Below are 16,561 nucleotides of genomic sequence, written 5' to 3'. Positions count from 1 at the left end.
TCCCGATTCAGGCTTGGTCAGCAAACAGGTTGGCGGCCATGAAGTCCACGAAGACGCGCACCTTCGGCGACAGGTAGCGGCTCGTCGGCCAAAGCGCCCTGAACGTGCCGGTCGGCGCGAGATGATCGTCGAGCAGCGTTCGCAGATGGCCGTTGGCGATCGCGGCCGCAACCGCAAAAGGCGGAAGGCAGGCAATGCCCAAGCCGCTTTCGGCGAGATGGATGAGCGGCTCCAGCGTGCTCGCCATGTGCGTTGTCGGCAGGGCGAGGCGCAAGTCCTCGCCGTTGCGCACCAGCGGCCACGGCTCCAGCTTGCCGGTGCTCGGATAACGATGGTGCAGGCATCTGTGTCGCAGCAGGTCCTCCGGCACCTCGGGTGTTCCTGCAGCGTCCAGATAGTGTGGCGATGCGACGATGCGATGGCGAAACGTGCCGAGCTTGCGGCTCATCAGCCTGGTGTCGCGTACCTCGCCGGTCCGGATCACCGCATCGAAGCCTTCCTCGATCACATCGACCAGCCTGTCGGTGAAGTCGAGGTCGACAGAGATGTCGGGATGGGCCCGCATGAAGGCTGATATGGCTGGCATCAGCAGCATTCCCGTCAACGGCAAGCTAACCCGCAGCAATCCGCGTGGGGCATTTTGCGCGTTGGACAGTTCGGCCTGCACCGCATCGAGCTCGGCCAGGATGCGCCGGCAGGCGTCGAGAAACACGCTGCCTTCCTGCGTCAACGCCATGCTGCGCGTCGAGCGATGGAAGAGCCGCACCCCCATGTCCTGTTCCAGCCGGGCCACGGCCTTGCCGACGGCCGAGCTCGACAAGCCCAGCCTCTGGCCTGCGGCAACGAAGCTGCCGCCCTCGGCGGTCTGCACGAAGACATCGAGAGATCCCAGCCTGTCCATTCTGCCCCTATTACGGAAAAAATTGCCGATCTATTTTGAATCCCGGACTGTTTATCCGATATCCTCACCTCGATATCCAGTCGTCGGGCGGCAGGCAAGCCGCTAGCCAGCGACACAGGAGATCCAGTTGGACAAGAAAATTGCAGCCACTTTCGCCGAAGCGCCGCAGCCGACGACATTTGTCGTCAATGTCATCCACGCCCATCCGGGCCAGCAGGAGGAAGCGTTCCGGCTGATCCAGGACGTCGTCCACTATGTGGCCGAGCGGAAGGAAGGGTTTCTCTGGAGCAATCTCGCCAAAAGCACCGACGGCAAGACGGTGGTCAACATCGAGGCCATTCAGGGGGCGGGTAATGTCGACGAGTTCTTCTCGGATCCGGCCTTTGTCGAGAAATTCCGCAAGCTCGACACCGTCTCTTCGAGCGAATTCCACGTCTATACCGTGGGGGATCTGGTGATGCCGAAGGTCGGGGGCAGGTAGCAGCCTGGTCCATGACGATGGCGTGTCCGGCGCGGTTCTGCCGTGCCGGACACCGTCATGCCGTGGTGGCTGCCTGAGATGGCTAGGTGCCGTTGTGGCCAGGTTGGACGCGTTTCACGCCCGGTATAGCCTCAGCGGCTTCGTTGCCTCGCGGCTGACCATGCCTTGCGCCTCGAGGTCGAGCTGGGCTGCCTTCAGCCACCAGCCCGCCTTCTCACCGCCGGGAAACAGCTCCTCCGGCAGCAGCGGCAGCACGCCGGCCTTGGCCTCGGCCACCGTCAGCCCCGGAGTCGATGCCGGCAGCACCTGAAGCAGCGCGTCGCGCATCGCCGTGTATTTGGCCCTGTCGACCCGGACCACGTGCCCGGGCGAGATGATGTTACGGATTTCGATCTTCTCAGCCTTGGACACCCAGCTCACCTTTCACATAATCCAGCTTGGGCGCGCGGAAGCCCATCGCCGCCCATGCCCACAACAGCCTCCACATGAAGCTGCCTGAATGCTTGGCATAGCTCGGCAGGCCGTCCGAAAACTCGACGCCCGGCCGGCGATCCCTGGTCATCACCCGCATCTCCATCGGCGGGCGCTCAGAAGCCGGCAGCCGCTCGGCATAGACCGACAGCCAGTGCCCGCCCGAAAACTCCAGGAACATCGGCGAATTGCAGCAGCCTGCCAGCACCCGCCGTGTCGGCGACTTCGGCGTCAGCCGGTGCTCGCCCAAAAGCTCGCTGCCCGCGACGCAGCCGATGCGATCCTTGCGGAACAGCGCAAACGGCGTTCCGCCATCCACCTCCAGCACCTGCGCGCCGCCGGGCAGGGCGGCAAAGATCGCCCCGGCCTTCTGGCAGTTCGCGCAATGGCAGCTGGTGCTCACGATCGGCGCGCCATTTATCCTGAGCTCGACGCGACCGCAGCGGCAGCGCGCTCTGCGTGTCTCGCTTGTCGTCTGGTCCTTATGTCCTGACATCTTCGCCTCTAGATTTGTATGAACTAGACTGTACCGTCTAGTTTTTCGTGTCAAGAGCTCTGAGGGGCAAGCGAGAATGTCGCAACAAATCCCAGCGCCGGTTAAAGGCCGGCGCCGGGCAGGGGGTATCGCTACTTCGAAGCCATCAGGTCGCGCACCAGCGCGTCCTTCACCAACCCGATCAACTCCGCATGCAACTCGCCGCGCGGCCGCGTCGCCTCGTCCGAGCAGATCGGGTCGATCTCGCCGACCGACTTCAGCATCTCCGCCGCACCGTCCTTGCATTCCGGCAGGAAGCTGAAATGCGTGGCCCCCGCCACCGTGGCATATCTGCCCTTGGGCGTGAGCTTGGCCAGTTTGTCGGAGATAACTGCCAGCGGAATGCTCTCGCCCTCGCCGAGATTGATGAAGTGCATCGGGATATCGATCTGCTTCAGGCTTTCGGTATCATAGGCCTGGACGAGGCCCGGATCGGCCAGTACCGCGGTCTTGATACGCCGGTCGAGGTTCGACTGCTCGAAGCGCGCCCGGTCGAGCGTGCGCAGGTCGACCTTTTCCACCTTCACCTTCTCGTCATTAACGAAGCCGACACCGCCGGCAAACCAGGCGCAGTCCCATTCCTTGTAGCCGTCGCAATAGCTGGCAAAAGCCTCGAGATTGGCGCGGGCGCCCGAAAGCTCCATCGCGGTCGCCCCGCCGAGCGAAAAGCCGACCACGCCGATCCTGTCGGCGTCGATGAAACCGCTCCATGCCGGGTTCTTGGTGACGGCGTCGATGACCGCCGAAATGTCGGCCGTGCGCTGCCACAGCTTCGGCGTGTCGGCAGGGGTGGAGTAGCCGCCGGTCGTGCCCGGATGGTTCGGCCCGGCGACGACGAAGCCGGCCTTGGCAAGCTCGGTGGCGAGCCAGCCCATGGCCTCCACGCGGCTGCCCGAACCATGAGACAGAAGCACCAGCGGATGGCGCCCCGGCACCACAGGCGCATCGACGCTGGCAGCCGCGCCCTTGAACACCTTGTTGCCGCCGACTGTTGTCGGCTTGCCGCCGGCGCCGGCCGGATACCAGACGGTGACGGCCAGATCGCGGCCGGGTTGCGTTACGGTCATTTCGCGCACGCCCGCTTCGGAAGCGAAACAGGCCGACACAAAACCGATGAGGGCAGGGATGGTGGTGAGTAGCTGGAGCATGGGAACCTCGCTCTGTTGCGAATGAAGACGAGCGACATCAGGCGAAATCAGCCATCATCAGCGTCCTGGATCGCGATTCAGGTCGTGCTCGATCGCGATAGAGGCCATGATCGGCCGTCATCTCCGGTGGGATTCGCCTTGATCTTCGTGCCCCTTTCCTTCGTCGCAGCCTTGTTGCTGGTCATCCTGCTCGTCGCGGCCCTGCGCGCCCGCGAGACCACAGGCGGCAACACGGCATTCCTCGTCCTCGTCGCCCTCTGCGCCCTGCAGTCGGTCGTCGTCGGCCTGCGTTGGGGCTACCATGTCGAGGCCACGCGCAGCGTCCAGCCGATCCTCGCAGCCGGCTTGCCGCCGCTGGTGCTGTTCAGTTTCCGCACCTTGCTCCAGCGCGACGATGCCGGGGGCGGCGCCATGCGCTGGCTACACGCCCTGCCGCCGCTGGCCATGACTGTCATCGTGCTGTTCGCGCCCGCCCTCATCGACGCAGCACTGATCGTGCTCTTCGTCGGCTATGCCATTGCCGTGCTCAGCCTTGGGCGGAGCGGTCCGGACGCGCTGGTCGAAGCGCGCCTCGACAGTGCGGTCGCCGCGCATCGCGCGCTGGTCATCGCCGCCGTCGCACTCTGCCTGTCGGCCTTGTTCGACCTCGGCGTGCTGCTCGCCTTCGAAAGATTGCAGGGTGCAAACGCCGCCGTCATCGCCAGCAATGCCAATCTGCTCGGCCTGTTCTTCATCGGCCTGACCGCCTTCGTCGCCTCGCGCGCCCATCCATCGGCTGCGACCCAGCCCAGCCAGCCGGAACCGTCGGCCTCCGAGCAGGACCGCGAGATCCTCGACCAGGTCAAGCACTTGCTGGTCGAGCAGAAGCTGTTCCGCGACGAAAACCTCACCTTGTCGCGACTGGCCCGTCGCGCCGGCGTGCCATCCAGGCAGATTTCGGGCGCGGTCAACCGCCTCGCTGGCAAGAACGTCTCGCAATACATCAACGACATCAGGATATCGGAAGCCTGCCGCCTGCTCCGCGACACCGACATGTCGGTCACATCGGCCATGCTGGACTCGGGCTTCCAGACCAAGTCCAATTTCAACCGCGAGTTCCGGCGCGTCACCGCTCTCAGCCCCGCCTCCTGGCGTGAGCGGAACCGGCCCCAGGCCGCCACCGCAGCCTGAGGCAGGCGACCCGGTCGCCTGCTATGACGTTCGTCCAGCGCGTTGCGGGTTCAGGCAGGAACGTAAGTCAGCCTGATCACGTCCTCGCCGATCCGGTCATGGGCCACGAGGCGAAGCCGCGGCCGCGGGCCGGCGAAATAGGGCGTGCCCTGGCCGAGCACGACTGGGTGCAGGTAGATCCGGTATTCGTCGATCAGGCCGAGCTCCGTCAGGCTGTGCGCGAGATCAGGTCCGGCGACTTCGATCTCGCCATCGCGCTCGGCCTTCAGCCTGCGGACTTCACCCTCAAGGTCTTTACCGAGGAGCGTGGCGTTGGGGCCGACCGGTGGCAGCGACCGCGACACCACCCATTTCGGCTGCCTGCGCCACGCCGCCGCGAAGGCGCGTCTATCGGCATCCCATTCCGGATGTTCGTCGTCCCAGTAGCGCATGATCTCGTAGATGCGGCGGCCGTATAGGCTGCCCGCCTGCCCTTCGGCCTCCTTGATGAAATGGCGGAACAGCGTCGTATCCGGCGCAAACGACATGTAGTCGACATAACCGTCAAGGGACTGGTTCATTCCGAACACGAGCCTGGCCATTGCAGCTTCCTTTCCATGACGCCCCATACCGTCCTGATTGCGCCTGCTGTCGATCTCAACTTAGACAGACCGATTGCATATAGCAACCGGTCCGCCCAGAGCCTGAACACGCCGCGCGTCCGTGCTCCGCGACAAGATCACCGGGCCCGGTAAACCTGCGCCACGGCGCCTCCCGGAAAAGCCCTCGAACTCACCAGCTCGAGAGCCGCCGGCGCCGCCAGCTCGGAGAACAGCGGCAAGCCCTTGCCCAGCGCCATAGGCACCACCAGCAGCGCGAACCGGTCGACCAGCCCCTGCGCCACGAGGCTGCGGGCAAAGCTCGCCCCGCCATGGGCGACGATCGGCTCGCCCTCCTGGGCCTTCAGCCTGGCAATCTCCTCGGCCAGGTCGCCGCTCGCCACTTGCGCCTCCGTCCAGCTCTCTGCGCCCGGCTGCAGCTGCTTCGCCGTCCCAGCCTCACCATCAGCCGCTGCCAGAATCGCTGGCCCCTGACGCGAAAACACTGCCTTGGGGATTTGGTTCATCGGCGCCGCGAACTGGTCGGTCGAGGTCGGCCACCACGCGGCCATGCCCTTGAAGGTGCTGCTGCCCATGATGTGCAGACCCGCGCCCCACAGAAACTCCACGCTCCACGCCTTGGCCTCCTGGTCGGTGCCGAACATCCAGCCGTTGCGGCCCTCCAGGTCGCTGACGAAGCCGTCGACCGACATCGTCATCTTCAGCACCAGCTCTCGCATCGTCGCCTCCTCGTTGGCTCCTGCCCCAAGGACGCACCGGAACGACAGATGCCGACAGCGCGCAAAGATTTTATCGCCGCGCGCCTTTCGAGAGACCGAGCGCCTTCTTTGCCCTTGGGATCAGATGGCCAGCTCGACTGGACTGACTTTCGACGGCGATGCCTCATGCGGTGCGAGGTCGCCACGGCTCTTGTTCGTGTGCAAGCCAGACCAGCTCGGGGTCGAGCGCATGCACCCGCAGCTGGCCTTCGCTTTGCGGCTCGTCGAGTTCGCCAAACCAGACCGCCACGTCGCCGCCGACGACGACCGGGCGCCCGCCCGTCTCGATGACGATCACCTGCATGCCGGCCGTGTGGCCCGGCGCCGGGACGAGCCGAAGCCCGGGAAGCAGTTCGAGTTCGCCGTCGACCGGAACATACCGAATGCCGGGCGCATCGACCCATTCGCGAATGGTGTAGCCGTCCTCGCTGCGAGCGTCGTCGAGCTCGCGACGCTGGACGTAGATCGGCTTGCCGGCGAAGAGATGGTTGCCGCCGCAGTGGTCGGCGTGCAGGTGTGTGTTGATGACGATGTCAATGCCGGCGAGGTCGATGTCCTGCCTGCTCAGCGGATAGAGGCGGGGGTCGAACGCGGCCACCACCGCCGGGTGCAGCTCCGTCATGCCCGTATCGACCAGTATGCGCGCGTCGGGATGGTCGATGACGTGCACATAGACTGGCATCCGCTCGCCCTCGACGAACAGATCGGCAACGAGGATCGGCGTGATGGTGATTGAGGCGGGGGCATTCATCTTTTCGTCTCCCTCGGCAATTTTTCAGACTGTCGGCCAGGCTGGGCCAGGGACGTGGCCCAAGGGCGCTGTCGTCCTAGCCGTCTGGGGATTGGTTCCGGCCGAACACGAACTGGCTCTGCCGCTTTCAGTTCGCACGCGCCACATTCACGCTGATTGCATTTTGCAATCGGTTAGATGCTAGATTGACTGATCTGATTTTGCAACCGGCCTTTGAAGTGCCCGCGTGTTCACGATCGCTATGGCTCTTCCCTTTTGGGCCCGACTGGCGGAGGTCGGTCATCCCAAGGACGCACCCGAACGGCGGAAACTGGCAGCGCGCTGCCAGTTTCCCGGCGGCGCGCTGCCCGTCGTCGTCACGCCTCAGCGCAGGCTGGCAAAGAACGCCGCCACGTCTTCCGCCCAGATATCAGGCACTTCCATCGCGGCGAAGTGGCCGCCGCTCGCAAGTTCCGTCCAGCGCACGATCGTGTTGCCGTCCTCGCCATAGCGGCGGATGGCGACCTCGTCGCGGGCGAAGACGGCAACGCCTGTTGGCACGCCCGAATTCGGCTTCGGCGACCACGCCTCGGGATCGTGGGCGTTTTCGTAGTAGAGCCGGATCGACGAGGCTGCCGTGCCAGTGAACCAGTAGATCAGCACGTTGGTCAGGAACCGGTCGAGCTCGACCGCGTCGGGGCTGTCGCCGAAGCCGGCAAACATGTCGCCCAGCCAGGCGATCAGCCCCGCCGGCGAGTCCGAAATGCCATAGGCCAGCGTCTGCGGCCGGCTCGACTGCAGCGCGTTGAAGCCGAAGCGCTCGGCCATGAACTGCTGCAGTCGCTGCAGGCGGCTCTTCTCGGCATCGCTGAACGTCGCGATCTCGCTCGGCTCGATGGGCCCCAGCGGAATAAAGCCCATCGTCGCCGCATTGACATGCACGCCGATGGCGCGCTCCGGCGCCGCGCGGCCGATGGCCGGTGCTATGATCGCGCCCGCATCGCCGCCCTGGACGCCGAAGCGCTGGTAGCCGAGGCGCGACATCAGCTCGAGCATGGCGCCGGCGATGCGGCCATCGTTCCAGCCGGTCTCGCGCGTCGGCCCCGAGAAGCCGAAGCCTGGCAGTGACGGGATGACAAGATCGTACCCGGCCTTGGTCAGTGGCCCGATCGCGCCCAAAAACTCGACGAACGAGCTCGGCCAGCCATGCAGCAGAAGCAACGGCACCGCATCGGCGACGCCCGACTTCACATGCAGGAAATGGATTTTTTGGCCGTCAATCTCGGTGACGAACTGCGGGTGGCTGTTGATCGCGGCCTCCTCAGCGCGCCAGTCGAAGTCGCTCTTCAGCCGCTCGATCGCGCGGGCGACGAAAGCGCTTGCCATGCCGTAGCTCCAGCCCGCGCCCGCAACCTCGTTGGCCAGCCGCGTGTTGGCGAGCCGCGCCTGGAGATCGGTCAGCTCGGCTTCGGGAATGGCGATCGTGAAGGGAGTGATCTCAGACATTGCCGCGTGTCCACTTTTGCTCTTGTGCACCGTCCCGTTCGAACATCGTTGCGGAGGTGTGCACGGGGTTGAAAGTGGATCTTTTCTAGCCGGCGGCAGTGTCCCAGGGATTGAAGATTTCCGACAGTTTCAGCGGCGGGCCTGCCCTGGGGTGATGCCCATGATCGCCTTGAGCGAGCGGATCATGTGCGGCTGGTCGGCAAACCCAAGCGCAAAGGCGACGTCGGCCGCCGGCCGCCCCTGTTGCAGCAGAACAAGCGCCTTCTGGGCGCGTTCGATCTGCGTGAAGGTCTTGTAGGTGACGCCGGTCGTCTTCAAGAAATGCCGCTGCAGCGTCCGCTCCGACATCGCCATGGGATGCCCCGAGACGATCGACGCGACAACCCGGTTGTCCTCGACATTACCGTTGCGCACCAGCTTGCGCACGAAGCCGTCGACTGTATCGAAGGTCGGGATCTCCAGCACGTCGGAGCCGAGCCGGAAGCGATCCTTGCCGACCAGGTCCAGCACCACGCCCTGATCGCGCATCACCTCGCCCGGCATCAGCGGCATGAAGCTGCTCGGCTTGAAGCTTATCGCCAGAATCTCGTCGCCGGCGGCATAGTCATGGGTCACCGCGGCCGTGGTCAGCCCGGTGCGCAGCACAGTCGTCTTGTCGCCGTTCCTGAAAACGACCACGTCCCAGCAGCCATCAGGCTGCATCCGCATAGAGCCGCCGCTGCCAAACCGGGTCCGCGTCACCGCCTCGACAAAAGGCGACGACCACCCCTCCAGTGTCACGACCTCATGCATCTTCGCCGCCAGTCTCCCCGCAAGTGCAGTGTCGCCGCAGTTGCGGGGGGATGCAATGGTGGGGGATGGGAGAGCGGAAGAGGCCCAAGTCAGGCAGAAAACCTGGAATGGGTGCTTGTCTCTTGCGCAGTGTCTGCAACTGCTTTGTTGCCAGAGCCTCGCTCTAGCAAGCGAATCGGCGCTTCGATAGCGGCGAAATAGTTCGGCTTGATCGGTAGCCTGACCCTCAGCGTGTGTTTCGCGCAACCATCGCCACAATGGTCTCGAACAGCTCATCCTTCGCCTGTTGCGCCGCCAGCTCTCCGGCCGCCGCTGCAGAGGACAGGGCTTCGGCGGCACCCAGCATGGCACGGAGGCCGGCAGCGGATATGGTTCCGGTGTTGGTGAATGGAGCGAGGGTCAGGCGGCATTTCTCCAGGAAAATCGCCTCGTAGTCGCGTTTGATCCTGGCGAGTTCGGGCGAACCGGCGAGGGCCGCGCTCACACCCGGTATCTCGTTGCCCTGCTGCAGCACGCAGTCGACATAAGACGAGGCGATCACGGCGGCCTTGCCTTCAAGGGTCGGTTCGCCGGCGGCGATCGCCGCATCCATCAGCGCGGTCTGGCGCGTGTCGTATTCGATGTAGAGCGCCGCGAGCAGCCCGCTTCGCGTGCTGAAATGGTCGTAGACGACAGGTTTTGCCACCGCTGCCTGCTCGGCAAGCCGCCCCAGCGTCAGCGCTTCCGTCCCTTCCTGCCGTACAAGTTGCCACGCCACGTCGAGAAGCTGGCGATGCCTATCCTCGCGCAACAGGCGCTGGCGGGGTCGCGGCGGCGGCGTTTCGCTGATTGACATGTTATATACCATTCGTATATTACTAAAAGTAGCTTACGAAAAGTATATAGTCTCGTCTCGCCATCCACAACACCCAGCCGGAGTTTCCGACATGCACGCCCTCATCGTTGTCGCGCATCCCGATCCCAACTCGTTCAGCCACAGCATCGCTGCCGAGATCGCCGAGGGGCTGGCGCTGTCCGATCCCGGCAACACCTTCGAGATCGCCGACATTGCCGCCGAGGCCTTCGATCCGAGATTTACCGCCACCGATCTCGCCGTTCACCGCAGGGAAGTGCCGCCTTCGGCCGATGTCGCAGCCGAGCAGGCGCGGATCGACCGCGCCGACACGCTGGTGCTGGTCTACCCCGTCTACTGGTGGTCAATGCCGGCTTTGCTCAAGGGCTGGATCGACCGGGTCTTCGCCAATGGCTGGGCCTATGATGAAGGTCCAGATACCAAGCTGGTGAAGCGGCTTCGTCACCTCAGGGTTCATCTTGTCGCCATAGGCGGGGCCGGCATGCGCACCTATGCGCGGCACGGCTATTTCGGCGCCATGAAGACACAGATCGACCATGGCATCTTCGACTATGTCGGCACCGAGGTCGCGACCTCCGAGCTCTTGCTTGAAGGCGAGAGCCCGCAGGCCCGCCTTGACACGGCGCGAGCCATCGGTCGCAATCTTTTCAAGCAGCCGCAGGCCGCCAGGGCGGCGTGACCGCCCGGAGCTACAAAAGGCGCGTCGCCCGCGCGGCGCGCCAGCCTAGACGGCTTGGTTGAACACCGCCTCGATGTGATGCCCGTCGGGGTCGACCACGAAGGCGGCAAAATAGTTCGGGCCATAATGCGCGCGCAGCCCGGGGCCGCCATTGTCTCTGCCGCCATGGGCGAGCGCTGCCGCGTGGAATGCCGCAACTGCCTGCCGGTCGGGTGCTGCGAAGGCAAGGTGAAAACCCGGGCCGGGCGGGCGCTGGCCCTTGCGGCGTAGTTTGATCGCCAGCTTGTCGCCGCCGCCAGCGACGCCATAGCCGACGGCCTGGTCGTCAGCTCCGGACGCGAGGTCTTCCCAGACCCTGACATAGCCGAGTGGGGCAAGTGCTGCGTCGTAGAAGGCAGCGGCGCGGTCGATGTCGGAAACGCCTAGCGAGAGGTGGTGCAGCATGCCGGTCTCCGATCCTTGCCTCTGCGCCCCTAGTTCCCCGCCAGCCCCTTCAGGCGGTACAGCGCATCCAGCGCCTCGCGCGGGGTCATTTCGTCCGGGCTTAGCCCCTTGAGCGCCTCGCTCAGAGCATCGTTGGCGACGGGTTTGGCCGCTTCACGCTTCACCGCCACCGAAAACAGCGGCAGGTCGTCGACAAGGCGGTCGGCCTTGCCAGACGTCTCGCTTTCCTCGAGCTGGTGCAGCACCTCCTTGGCGCGCGCCACGACCGCGTCGGGCAGGCCGGCGAGGCGGGCCACCTGCACGCCGTAGGAGCGATCGGCGGCACCCTTGCCGACCTCGTGCAGGAACACAACTTCGCCTTCCCACTCCTTCACCCGCATCGTCACATTGTGCAGGCGGCCGAGTTTTCCGGAAAGCGCAGTCAGCTCGTGGAAATGGGTGGCGAAAATGGCGCGGCAGCGATTCTTCTCATGCAGGTATTCGACCGCTGCCCAGGCGATCGACAGGCCGTCGAAGGTGGCGGTGCCGCGACCGATCTCGTCAAGGATGACCAGCGTGCGTTCGCTCGCCTGGTTGAGGATCGCTGCCGTCTCCACCATCTCGACCATGAAGGTCGAGCGCCCGCGCGCCAGATCGTCGGAGGCGCCGACGCGGGAGAACAGCCGGTCGACGACGCCGATATGAGCGCGCTCGGCCGGCACGAAGGACCCCATCTGGGCGAGAATGGCGATCAGCGCGTTCTGGCGCAGGAAGGTCGACTTACCGCCCATGTTCGGGCCGGTCAAAAGCCAGATGGCGCCGTTCCTGTCGTTGCCGTCGGGCGACAGCATGCAGTCATTGGCGACGAAGGGGGCTGCCGCCTCGCGGCGCAGCGACTGCTCCACCACGGGGTGGCGCCCGCCCAGGATATCGAAGGCGAGGCTGGCGTCGACGTCGGGCCGGCACCAGGCCTCGTTCTGGGCAAGCGCTGCCAATGCGACGGAGACGTCGAGCACCGACAATGCGTCCGCGCCCGCGCGGATCGCCTGGGCGTGGGTTACGGCCTCGCCCACGAGTTGATCGAAGGCGGCGAGTTCGATGGTCAGCGCCCGGTCGGCGGCGTTGGCGATCTTGGTTTCCAGCCCGGCGAGCTCGGTGGTGGTGAAACGCATTGCGCTCGCCATGGTCTGGCGGTGGATGAAGCGCGCCTTGGCCTCGTCGGTGCCGTTCAGCGCCTGCTGGTTGTTCGCCGTCACCTCGATGTAATAACCGAGCACGTTGTTGTGGCGGATCTTGAGCGAGCGGATGCCCGTCTCCTCGATCAGGTCGCGCTCCATGCCGGCGATCACCCGGCGCGACTGGTCGCGCAGCGCCCGCATCTCGTCGAGTTCGGCATGGTAGCCGGCGCGGACAAAACCGCCGTCGCGCTTGAGCAGCGGCAGCTCTTCGCCGAGTGCTGTGTCGAGATGGTCGGCGAACTCGATGGGCAGCGCCGAGATCGCCGCCATCGCCTTTTGCAGCTCCGCCGGCAGCGGTGCGGTTCCAAACAGCCCGGCAATGGTGCGCGCCGCCGAGAATCCCGAACGCAGCGCGCCGAGATCGCGCGGCCCGCCGCGGTTGAGCGCGAGCCTCGACAGGGCGCGCGGCATGTCGGCGACGCCCTTGAGGCTGAGCCGCAGCGCCTCGCTGAGCCTGGTCTCGCCCATGAAGAACGACACCGCGTCCAACCTGGCGCCGATCGCCTCGGGGGCGGTCAGGGGCGACATCAGCCGGTCGGCCAGAAGCCGTGCGCCGCCGCCGGTCACCGTGCGGTCGATGGCGCGGAACAAAGAGCCGTCGCGATTGCCCGACAGCGTGCGCAAAAGTTCGAGATTGGCGCGCGTCGCCGGATCGATGAACAGCGTCGTGCCCGCCTGCTCGCGCTCGGGCCGCGACAGCGGCGGCCGCTCGGCCTTCTGGGTCTTTTCGACATAGGCGATGACGCCAGAGATCGCCGACAGTTCTGCGCGCGAAAACGCGCCGAAACTGTCGGGCGTCGCCACCTCGTAGAAACGCGCGATGCGGCCCGGCGCCGAGGTGGAATCGAACAGGCTCGGCGGCTGCGGGTTGACGATGCGGCCGACCAGATCGAAGCTGGGCCTGAGCTCTTCGTCATGGAACGCAGGTTCGGCGACGATCAGCTCGCGCGGATCGATGCGGAAGATGTCGGCCGCAAGCCGCTCCGGCGTCGTCTCGGCGACGCGGAACACACCGGTGGAGATCTCGATCCAGGCGAGCGCCAGGCTTGCCTCGCCCGAACCCTTGACCCGCCCCAGTGCCATCAGGAAGCTCGATTCCTGCGGCGCAAGCAGCTTGTCCTCGGTGATCGTGCCTGGCGTCACCAACCGCACCACGTCGCGCTTTACGACAGACTTCGAGCCGCGCTTCTTGGCCTCGGCCGGATCCTCGATCTGTTCGCACACGGCAACGCGATAGCCTTGGCCGATCAGCTTCTGCAGGTAGTCGTCCGCCGCATGGATCGGCACCCCGCACATCGGGATGTCCTGCCCCTGGTGTTTGCCGCGCTTGGTCAGAACGATGCCGAGCGCCCGGCTCGCCTTCTCGGCGTCGTCGAAGAACAGCTCGTAGAAATCGCCCATGCGGTAGAACAAGAGCGAATCCGGATTCGCCGCCTTGATCTCGATATACTGTTCCATCATCGGCGTCGGCGCGGCATGCACCGGGGCGTCGGCCCTGGCTTCCGTGCCTGCTTCACCCCGGGTTTCCCCAATGTCAGCTTCCGCAGCGATGGTCGGTCGGTCGTTCACGCCTGGCCCTTCGAAAAAAGCAAATACACCGCTGTGCTTGGCGGTTTACAGCGCCGATGTGTAGCCTTAATCCGGAACGCTCCACAAAAAGAATATTTCAAGGGTAGGGACGCTTCCAGCCATGGCATCGAACAAGAAAACCGACAACACCGGCCCCTCGGTCAGCTCCGAGGAAGCGCTCGAGTTCCACGCCATGGGCCGGCCCGGCAAGCTGGAGGTCGTGCCGACCAAGCCGATGGCCACACAGCGTGACCTCAGCCTCGCCTATTCGCCCGGCGTCGCCGTGCCAGTGAAGGCCATCGCCGAGGATCCCTCGCGCGCCTTCGACTACACCACCAGGGGCAACATGGTCGCCGTCATTTCCAACGGCACCGCCATCCTCGGCCTCGGCAATCTCGGCGCGCTCGCCTCCAAGCCGGTCATGGAAGGCAAGTCGGTGCTGTTCAAGCGCTTCGCCGACGTCGATTCCATCGATCTCGAGGTCGACACCGAGGACGCCGACGAATTCATCAACTGCGTGCGTTTCCTCGGGCCGTCCTTCGGCGGCATCAATCTCGAGGACATCAAGGCGCCCGAATGCTTCATCATCGAGCAGAAGCTGCGCGAGCTGATGGACATCCCCGTCTTCCATGACGACCAGCATGGCACCGCCATCATCGCCGCCGCCGGCCTCATCAACGCGCTTGCCATTACCGGCCGCGACATGGCGACGACGAAGCTCGTCTGCAACGGCGCCGGTGCCGCCGGCATCGCCTGCATCGAGCTGGTCAAGGCCATGGGCTTCGCCCCCGACAACGTCATCCTGTGCGACACCAAGGGCGTCGTCTACCAGGGCCGCACCGAGGGCATGAACCAGTGGAAGTCGGCGCATGCCGCCAAGACCGAGGCGCGCAGCCTCGCCGACGCGCTCGACGGCGCCGACGTCTTCTTCGGCCTCTCGGCCAAGGGCGCGCTGACCACCGCCATGGTCCAGTCCATGGCCAAGAACCCGATCATCTTCGCCATGGCCAATCCCGATCCGGAGATCACGCCCGAGGAAGTGGCCGAGATCCGCACTGACGCCATCATGGCCACCGGCCGTTCGGACTATCCGAACCAGGTCAACAACGTGCTCGGCTTTCCCTACATCTTCCGCGGCGCGCTCGATGTCCGCGCCACCACCATCAACGATGACATGAAGGTCGCCGCCGCCACCGCCCTTGCCGAGCTCGCCCGCCAGGACGTTCCCGACGACGTCGCCGCCGCCTACCAGGGCAACCGGCCGAAATTCGGCCCGAACTACATCATCCCGGTGCCGTTCGACCCGCGCCTGATCTCGGCGATCCCGGTGGCCGTCGCCCGCGCCGCCATGGACTCGGGCGTCGCCCGCAAGCCGATCCTCGACCTCGATAAATACGCCAACGAACTCTCGGCCCGCCGCGACCCCATCGCCTCCACGCTCCAGCGCATCTACGACCGTGTCCGGCGCCAGCCCAAACGCATCGTCTTCACCGAGGGTGAGGAAGAGCAGGTCATGCGCGCCGCCGTCTCTTATGTGAACCAGAAGCTTGGCACCGCCATCCTTCTCGGCCGCGACGACGTCATCAAGGAAAACGCCCGCCATGCCGGCATCGACCTGAACAAGGCGGGCCTCGAGATCATCAACGCGCGCCTGTCGCGCCGCAACGCTCTTTATGCCGACTATCTGTACGAACGCATGCAGCGCAAGGGCTTCCTGCTGCGCGATTGCCAGCGTCTGATCAACAACGACCGCAACCATTTTGCCGCCTGCATGGTGGCGCTCGGCGATGCCGACGGCATGGTCTCTGGCGTCACCCGCAACTACTCGACCGTGCTGGAGGATGTCCGCCGCGTCATCGACGCCAAGCCCGGCCACCGCGTCATCGGTGTCTCCATCGTGCTCGCCCGCGGCCGCAACGTCATCGTCGCCGACACGGCGGTCCACGACATGCCGAACGCCGAGCAGATCGCCGACATCGCCGAGGAGGCCGCCGGCTACGCCCGCAAGATGGGCTATGAGCCGCGCGTCGCCATGCTCGCCTATTCGACCTTCGGCCACCCGGCCGGCGAGCGCTCGGAACGTGTCCAGGAAGCGGTCAAGATCCTCGACAAGCGCCGCGTCGACTTCGAATATGACGGCGAAATGGCCGCCGACGTCGCTCTCAACCATCGCCTAATGCAGCAGCAGTACCCCTTCTGCCGCCTCACCGGTGCCGCCAACGTGCTGGTCATGCCGGCCTACCACTCGGCCTCGATCTCGACCAAGATGCTGCAGGAACTCGGCGGCTCCACCGTCATCGGCCCGCTTCTTGTCGGCCTCAACAAACCGGTCCAGGTCGTCCCGCTCAACGCCAAGGATAGCGACATCGTCAACATGGCGGCAATCGCGGCGTACAACGCGGGGGCTTGAGGGCTAGGTAACCTGTTGCCCGGGGAGGTTCCGGCCGAAGGTTCCTCTCCGGGTACTACGGCCCGGATACGCTGGACGATGCGCCGGTGGGGCAGGGTCGCCGCGGAAGGGAACGGACGGCGACAGAAATCGCCGGCGGAGCGCGGGTTCGCGCCCCGCTACCCGGATTTTTCATCACAAGGGCCAGACCGCAGACGGGGGGTGGCAATGGAGGAGTGTGAAATGTTGGAAGGTCGCATTTCTTTGCGCCCCTCCCTCTGGCCTGCCGGCCATCTCCCCCTCAGGTGGGGAGATTGGC

At 65.2% G+C, this 16,561-nt stretch carries 16 protein-coding genes; 4 read left to right on the top strand and 12 right to left on the bottom strand.

Going from position 1 to position 16,561, the window contains the following annotated elements:
- Window positions 1–7: 7 nt before the first annotated feature.
- Window positions 8–901, bottom strand: a complete 894-nt coding sequence (locus tag NDO48_RS21475; RefSeq protein ID WP_018425643.1) for a LysR family transcriptional regulator — start codon at window positions 899–901, stop codon at window positions 8–10.
- Window positions 902–1,028: 127 nt separating this feature from the next.
- Here NDO48_RS21475 and NDO48_RS21470 point away from each other — a divergent pair, with 127 nt between their 5' ends.
- Window positions 1,029–1,382 carry an antibiotic biosynthesis monooxygenase gene (locus NDO48_RS21470; protein WP_018425644.1) on the top strand — a complete coding sequence of 118 codons (354 nt, stop codon included), beginning with the start codon at window positions 1,029–1,031 and terminating at the stop codon, window positions 1,380–1,382.
- Window positions 1,383–1,496: 114 nt separating this feature from the next.
- On the opposite strand, the gene NDO48_RS21465 is transcribed toward NDO48_RS21470, so the two are convergent.
- The 3 genes from NDO48_RS21465 to NDO48_RS21455 all read right to left on the bottom strand — a co-directional run bounded on the left by NDO48_RS21465 (window position 1,497) and on the right by NDO48_RS21455 (window position 3,536).
- Entirely contained in the window at window positions 1,497–1,793 is a 297-nt protein-coding gene (locus tag NDO48_RS21465) for a DUF6958 family protein (protein ID WP_026226733.1), read from the bottom strand.
- A complete protein-coding gene (locus NDO48_RS21460; RefSeq protein WP_018425646.1) occupies window positions 1,780–2,349 on the bottom strand; it encodes a GFA family protein in 570 nt (189 codons plus the stop codon). The genes NDO48_RS21465 and NDO48_RS21460 overlap by 14 nt, the downstream gene beginning before the upstream one ends.
- A 131-nt stretch (window positions 2,350–2,480) precedes the next feature.
- A complete protein-coding gene (locus NDO48_RS21455; RefSeq protein WP_018425647.1) occupies window positions 2,481–3,536 on the bottom strand; it encodes an alpha/beta hydrolase family protein in 1,056 nt (351 codons plus the stop codon).
- A 147-nt stretch (window positions 3,537–3,683) separates the two neighbouring features.
- Here NDO48_RS21455 and NDO48_RS21450 point away from each other — a divergent pair, with 147 nt between their 5' ends.
- A complete protein-coding gene (locus NDO48_RS21450) occupies window positions 3,684–4,706 on the top strand; it encodes a helix-turn-helix domain-containing protein (RefSeq protein ID WP_245262280.1) in 1,023 nt (340 codons plus the stop codon).
- A 50-nt stretch (window positions 4,707–4,756) separates the two neighbouring features.
- Here NDO48_RS21450 and NDO48_RS21445 read toward each other — a convergent pair whose 3' ends face one another.
- From NDO48_RS21445 to NDO48_RS21420, 6 genes are all read right to left on the bottom strand, one after another.
- Window positions 4,757–5,287, bottom strand: a complete 531-nt coding sequence (locus tag NDO48_RS21445; RefSeq protein ID WP_018425649.1) for a dihydrofolate reductase family protein — start codon at window positions 5,285–5,287, stop codon at window positions 4,757–4,759.
- 137 nt (window positions 5,288–5,424) lie between these two features.
- Window positions 5,425–6,024 carry a dihydrofolate reductase family protein gene (locus NDO48_RS21440; RefSeq protein ID WP_018425650.1) on the bottom strand — a complete coding sequence of 200 codons (600 nt, stop codon included), beginning with the start codon at window positions 6,022–6,024 and terminating at the stop codon, window positions 5,425–5,427.
- 163 nt (window positions 6,025–6,187) lie between these two features.
- Window positions 6,188–6,814 carry an MBL fold metallo-hydrolase gene (locus NDO48_RS21435; protein WP_267322310.1) on the bottom strand — a complete coding sequence of 209 codons (627 nt, stop codon included), beginning with the start codon at window positions 6,812–6,814 and terminating at the stop codon, window positions 6,188–6,190.
- 363 nt (window positions 6,815–7,177) lie between these two features.
- Entirely contained in the window at window positions 7,178–8,299 is a 1,122-nt protein-coding gene (locus tag NDO48_RS21430; RefSeq protein ID WP_018425652.1) for an epoxide hydrolase family protein, read from the bottom strand.
- A gap of 129 nt (window positions 8,300–8,428) precedes the next feature.
- The gene (locus tag NDO48_RS21425) at window positions 8,429–9,091 is read right to left on the bottom strand and encodes a helix-turn-helix domain-containing protein (RefSeq protein ID WP_267322309.1); all 663 of its coding nucleotides are present in this window, start codon (window positions 9,089–9,091) and stop codon (window positions 8,429–8,431) included.
- A gap of 226 nt (window positions 9,092–9,317) precedes the next feature.
- Window positions 9,318–9,926, bottom strand: coding sequence for a TetR/AcrR family transcriptional regulator (locus tag NDO48_RS21420; RefSeq protein WP_018425654.1), 609 nt, complete (start codon window positions 9,924–9,926; stop codon window positions 9,318–9,320).
- Between the two features lie 91 nt (window positions 9,927–10,017).
- On the opposite strand from NDO48_RS21420, the gene NDO48_RS21415 reads away from it, so the two are divergent.
- Window positions 10,018–10,623 carry an NAD(P)H-dependent oxidoreductase gene (locus NDO48_RS21415; protein ID WP_018425655.1) on the top strand — a complete coding sequence of 202 codons (606 nt, stop codon included), beginning with the start codon at window positions 10,018–10,020 and terminating at the stop codon, window positions 10,621–10,623.
- Between the two features lie 45 nt (window positions 10,624–10,668).
- Here NDO48_RS21415 and NDO48_RS21410 read toward each other — a convergent pair whose 3' ends face one another.
- Complete coding sequence (locus NDO48_RS21410) at window positions 10,669–11,067, bottom strand: VOC family protein (protein WP_018425656.1); 399 nt, start codon at window positions 11,065–11,067, stop codon at window positions 10,669–10,671.
- Between the two features lie 29 nt (window positions 11,068–11,096).
- Window positions 11,097–13,745: a DNA mismatch repair protein MutS gene (mutS, locus tag NDO48_RS21405; protein WP_267322330.1), complete on the bottom strand. Its 2,649-nt coding sequence runs from the start codon at window positions 13,743–13,745 to the stop codon at window positions 11,097–11,099.
- 229 nt (window positions 13,746–13,974) lie between these two features.
- Between mutS and NDO48_RS21400 the strand changes: the two genes are divergently transcribed.
- On the top strand, window positions 13,975–16,263 hold the full coding sequence (locus NDO48_RS21400; RefSeq protein WP_018425658.1) for an NADP-dependent malic enzyme: 2,289 nt from the start codon (window positions 13,975–13,977) through the stop codon (window positions 16,261–16,263).
- The last annotated feature ends 298 nt before the right edge of the window (window positions 16,264–16,561 follow it).

Source organism: Aminobacter sp. MET-1, assembly GCF_026521175.1.
Classification (GTDB): Bacteria; Pseudomonadota; Alphaproteobacteria; order Rhizobiales; family Rhizobiaceae; genus Aminobacter.
This window is presented reverse-complemented; position numbering and strand designations above follow the sequence as displayed.

Bases quoted from the DNA above. Each gene is read 5' to 3' on its own strand.
- NDO48_RS21475 (WP_018425643.1), bottom strand. From the start codon at position 901: ATGGACAGGCTGGGATCTCTCGATGTCTTCGTGCAGACCGCCGAGGGC.
- NDO48_RS21410 (WP_018425656.1), bottom strand. From the start codon at position 11,067: ATGCTGCACCACCTCTCGCTAGGCGTTTCCGACATCGACCGCGCCGCT.
- NDO48_RS21445 (WP_018425649.1), bottom strand. From the start codon at position 5,287: ATGGCCAGGCTCGTGTTCGGAATGAACCAGTCCCTTGACGGTTATGTC.
- NDO48_RS21415 (WP_018425655.1), top strand. From the start codon at position 10,018: ATGCACGCCCTCATCGTTGTCGCGCATCCCGATCCCAACTCGTTCAGC.
- NDO48_RS21425 (WP_267322309.1), bottom strand. From the start codon at position 9,091: ATGCATGAGGTCGTGACACTGGAGGGGTGGTCGTCGCCTTTTGTCGAG.
- NDO48_RS21420 (WP_018425654.1), bottom strand. From the start codon at position 9,926: ATGTCAATCAGCGAAACGCCGCCGCCGCGACCCCGCCAGCGCCTGTTG.
- NDO48_RS21440 (WP_018425650.1), bottom strand. From the start codon at position 6,024: ATGCGAGAGCTGGTGCTGAAGATGACGATGTCGGTCGACGGCTTCGTC.
- mutS (WP_267322330.1), bottom strand. From the start codon at position 13,745: ATGATGGAACAGTATATCGAGATCAAGGCGGCGAATCCGGATTCGCTC.
- NDO48_RS21430 (WP_018425652.1), bottom strand. From the start codon at position 8,299: ATGTCTGAGATCACTCCCTTCACGATCGCCATTCCCGAAGCCGAGCTG.
- NDO48_RS21455 (WP_018425647.1), bottom strand. From the start codon at position 3,536: ATGCTCCAGCTACTCACCACCATCCCTGCCCTCATCGGTTTTGTGTCG.
- NDO48_RS21435 (WP_267322310.1), bottom strand. From the start codon at position 6,814: ATGAATGCCCCCGCCTCAATCACCATCACGCCGATCCTCGTTGCCGAT.
- NDO48_RS21400 (WP_018425658.1), top strand. From the start codon at position 13,975: ATGGCATCGAACAAGAAAACCGACAACACCGGCCCCTCGGTCAGCTCC.
- NDO48_RS21460 (WP_018425646.1), bottom strand. From the start codon at position 2,349: ATGTCAGGACATAAGGACCAGACGACAAGCGAGACACGCAGAGCGCGC.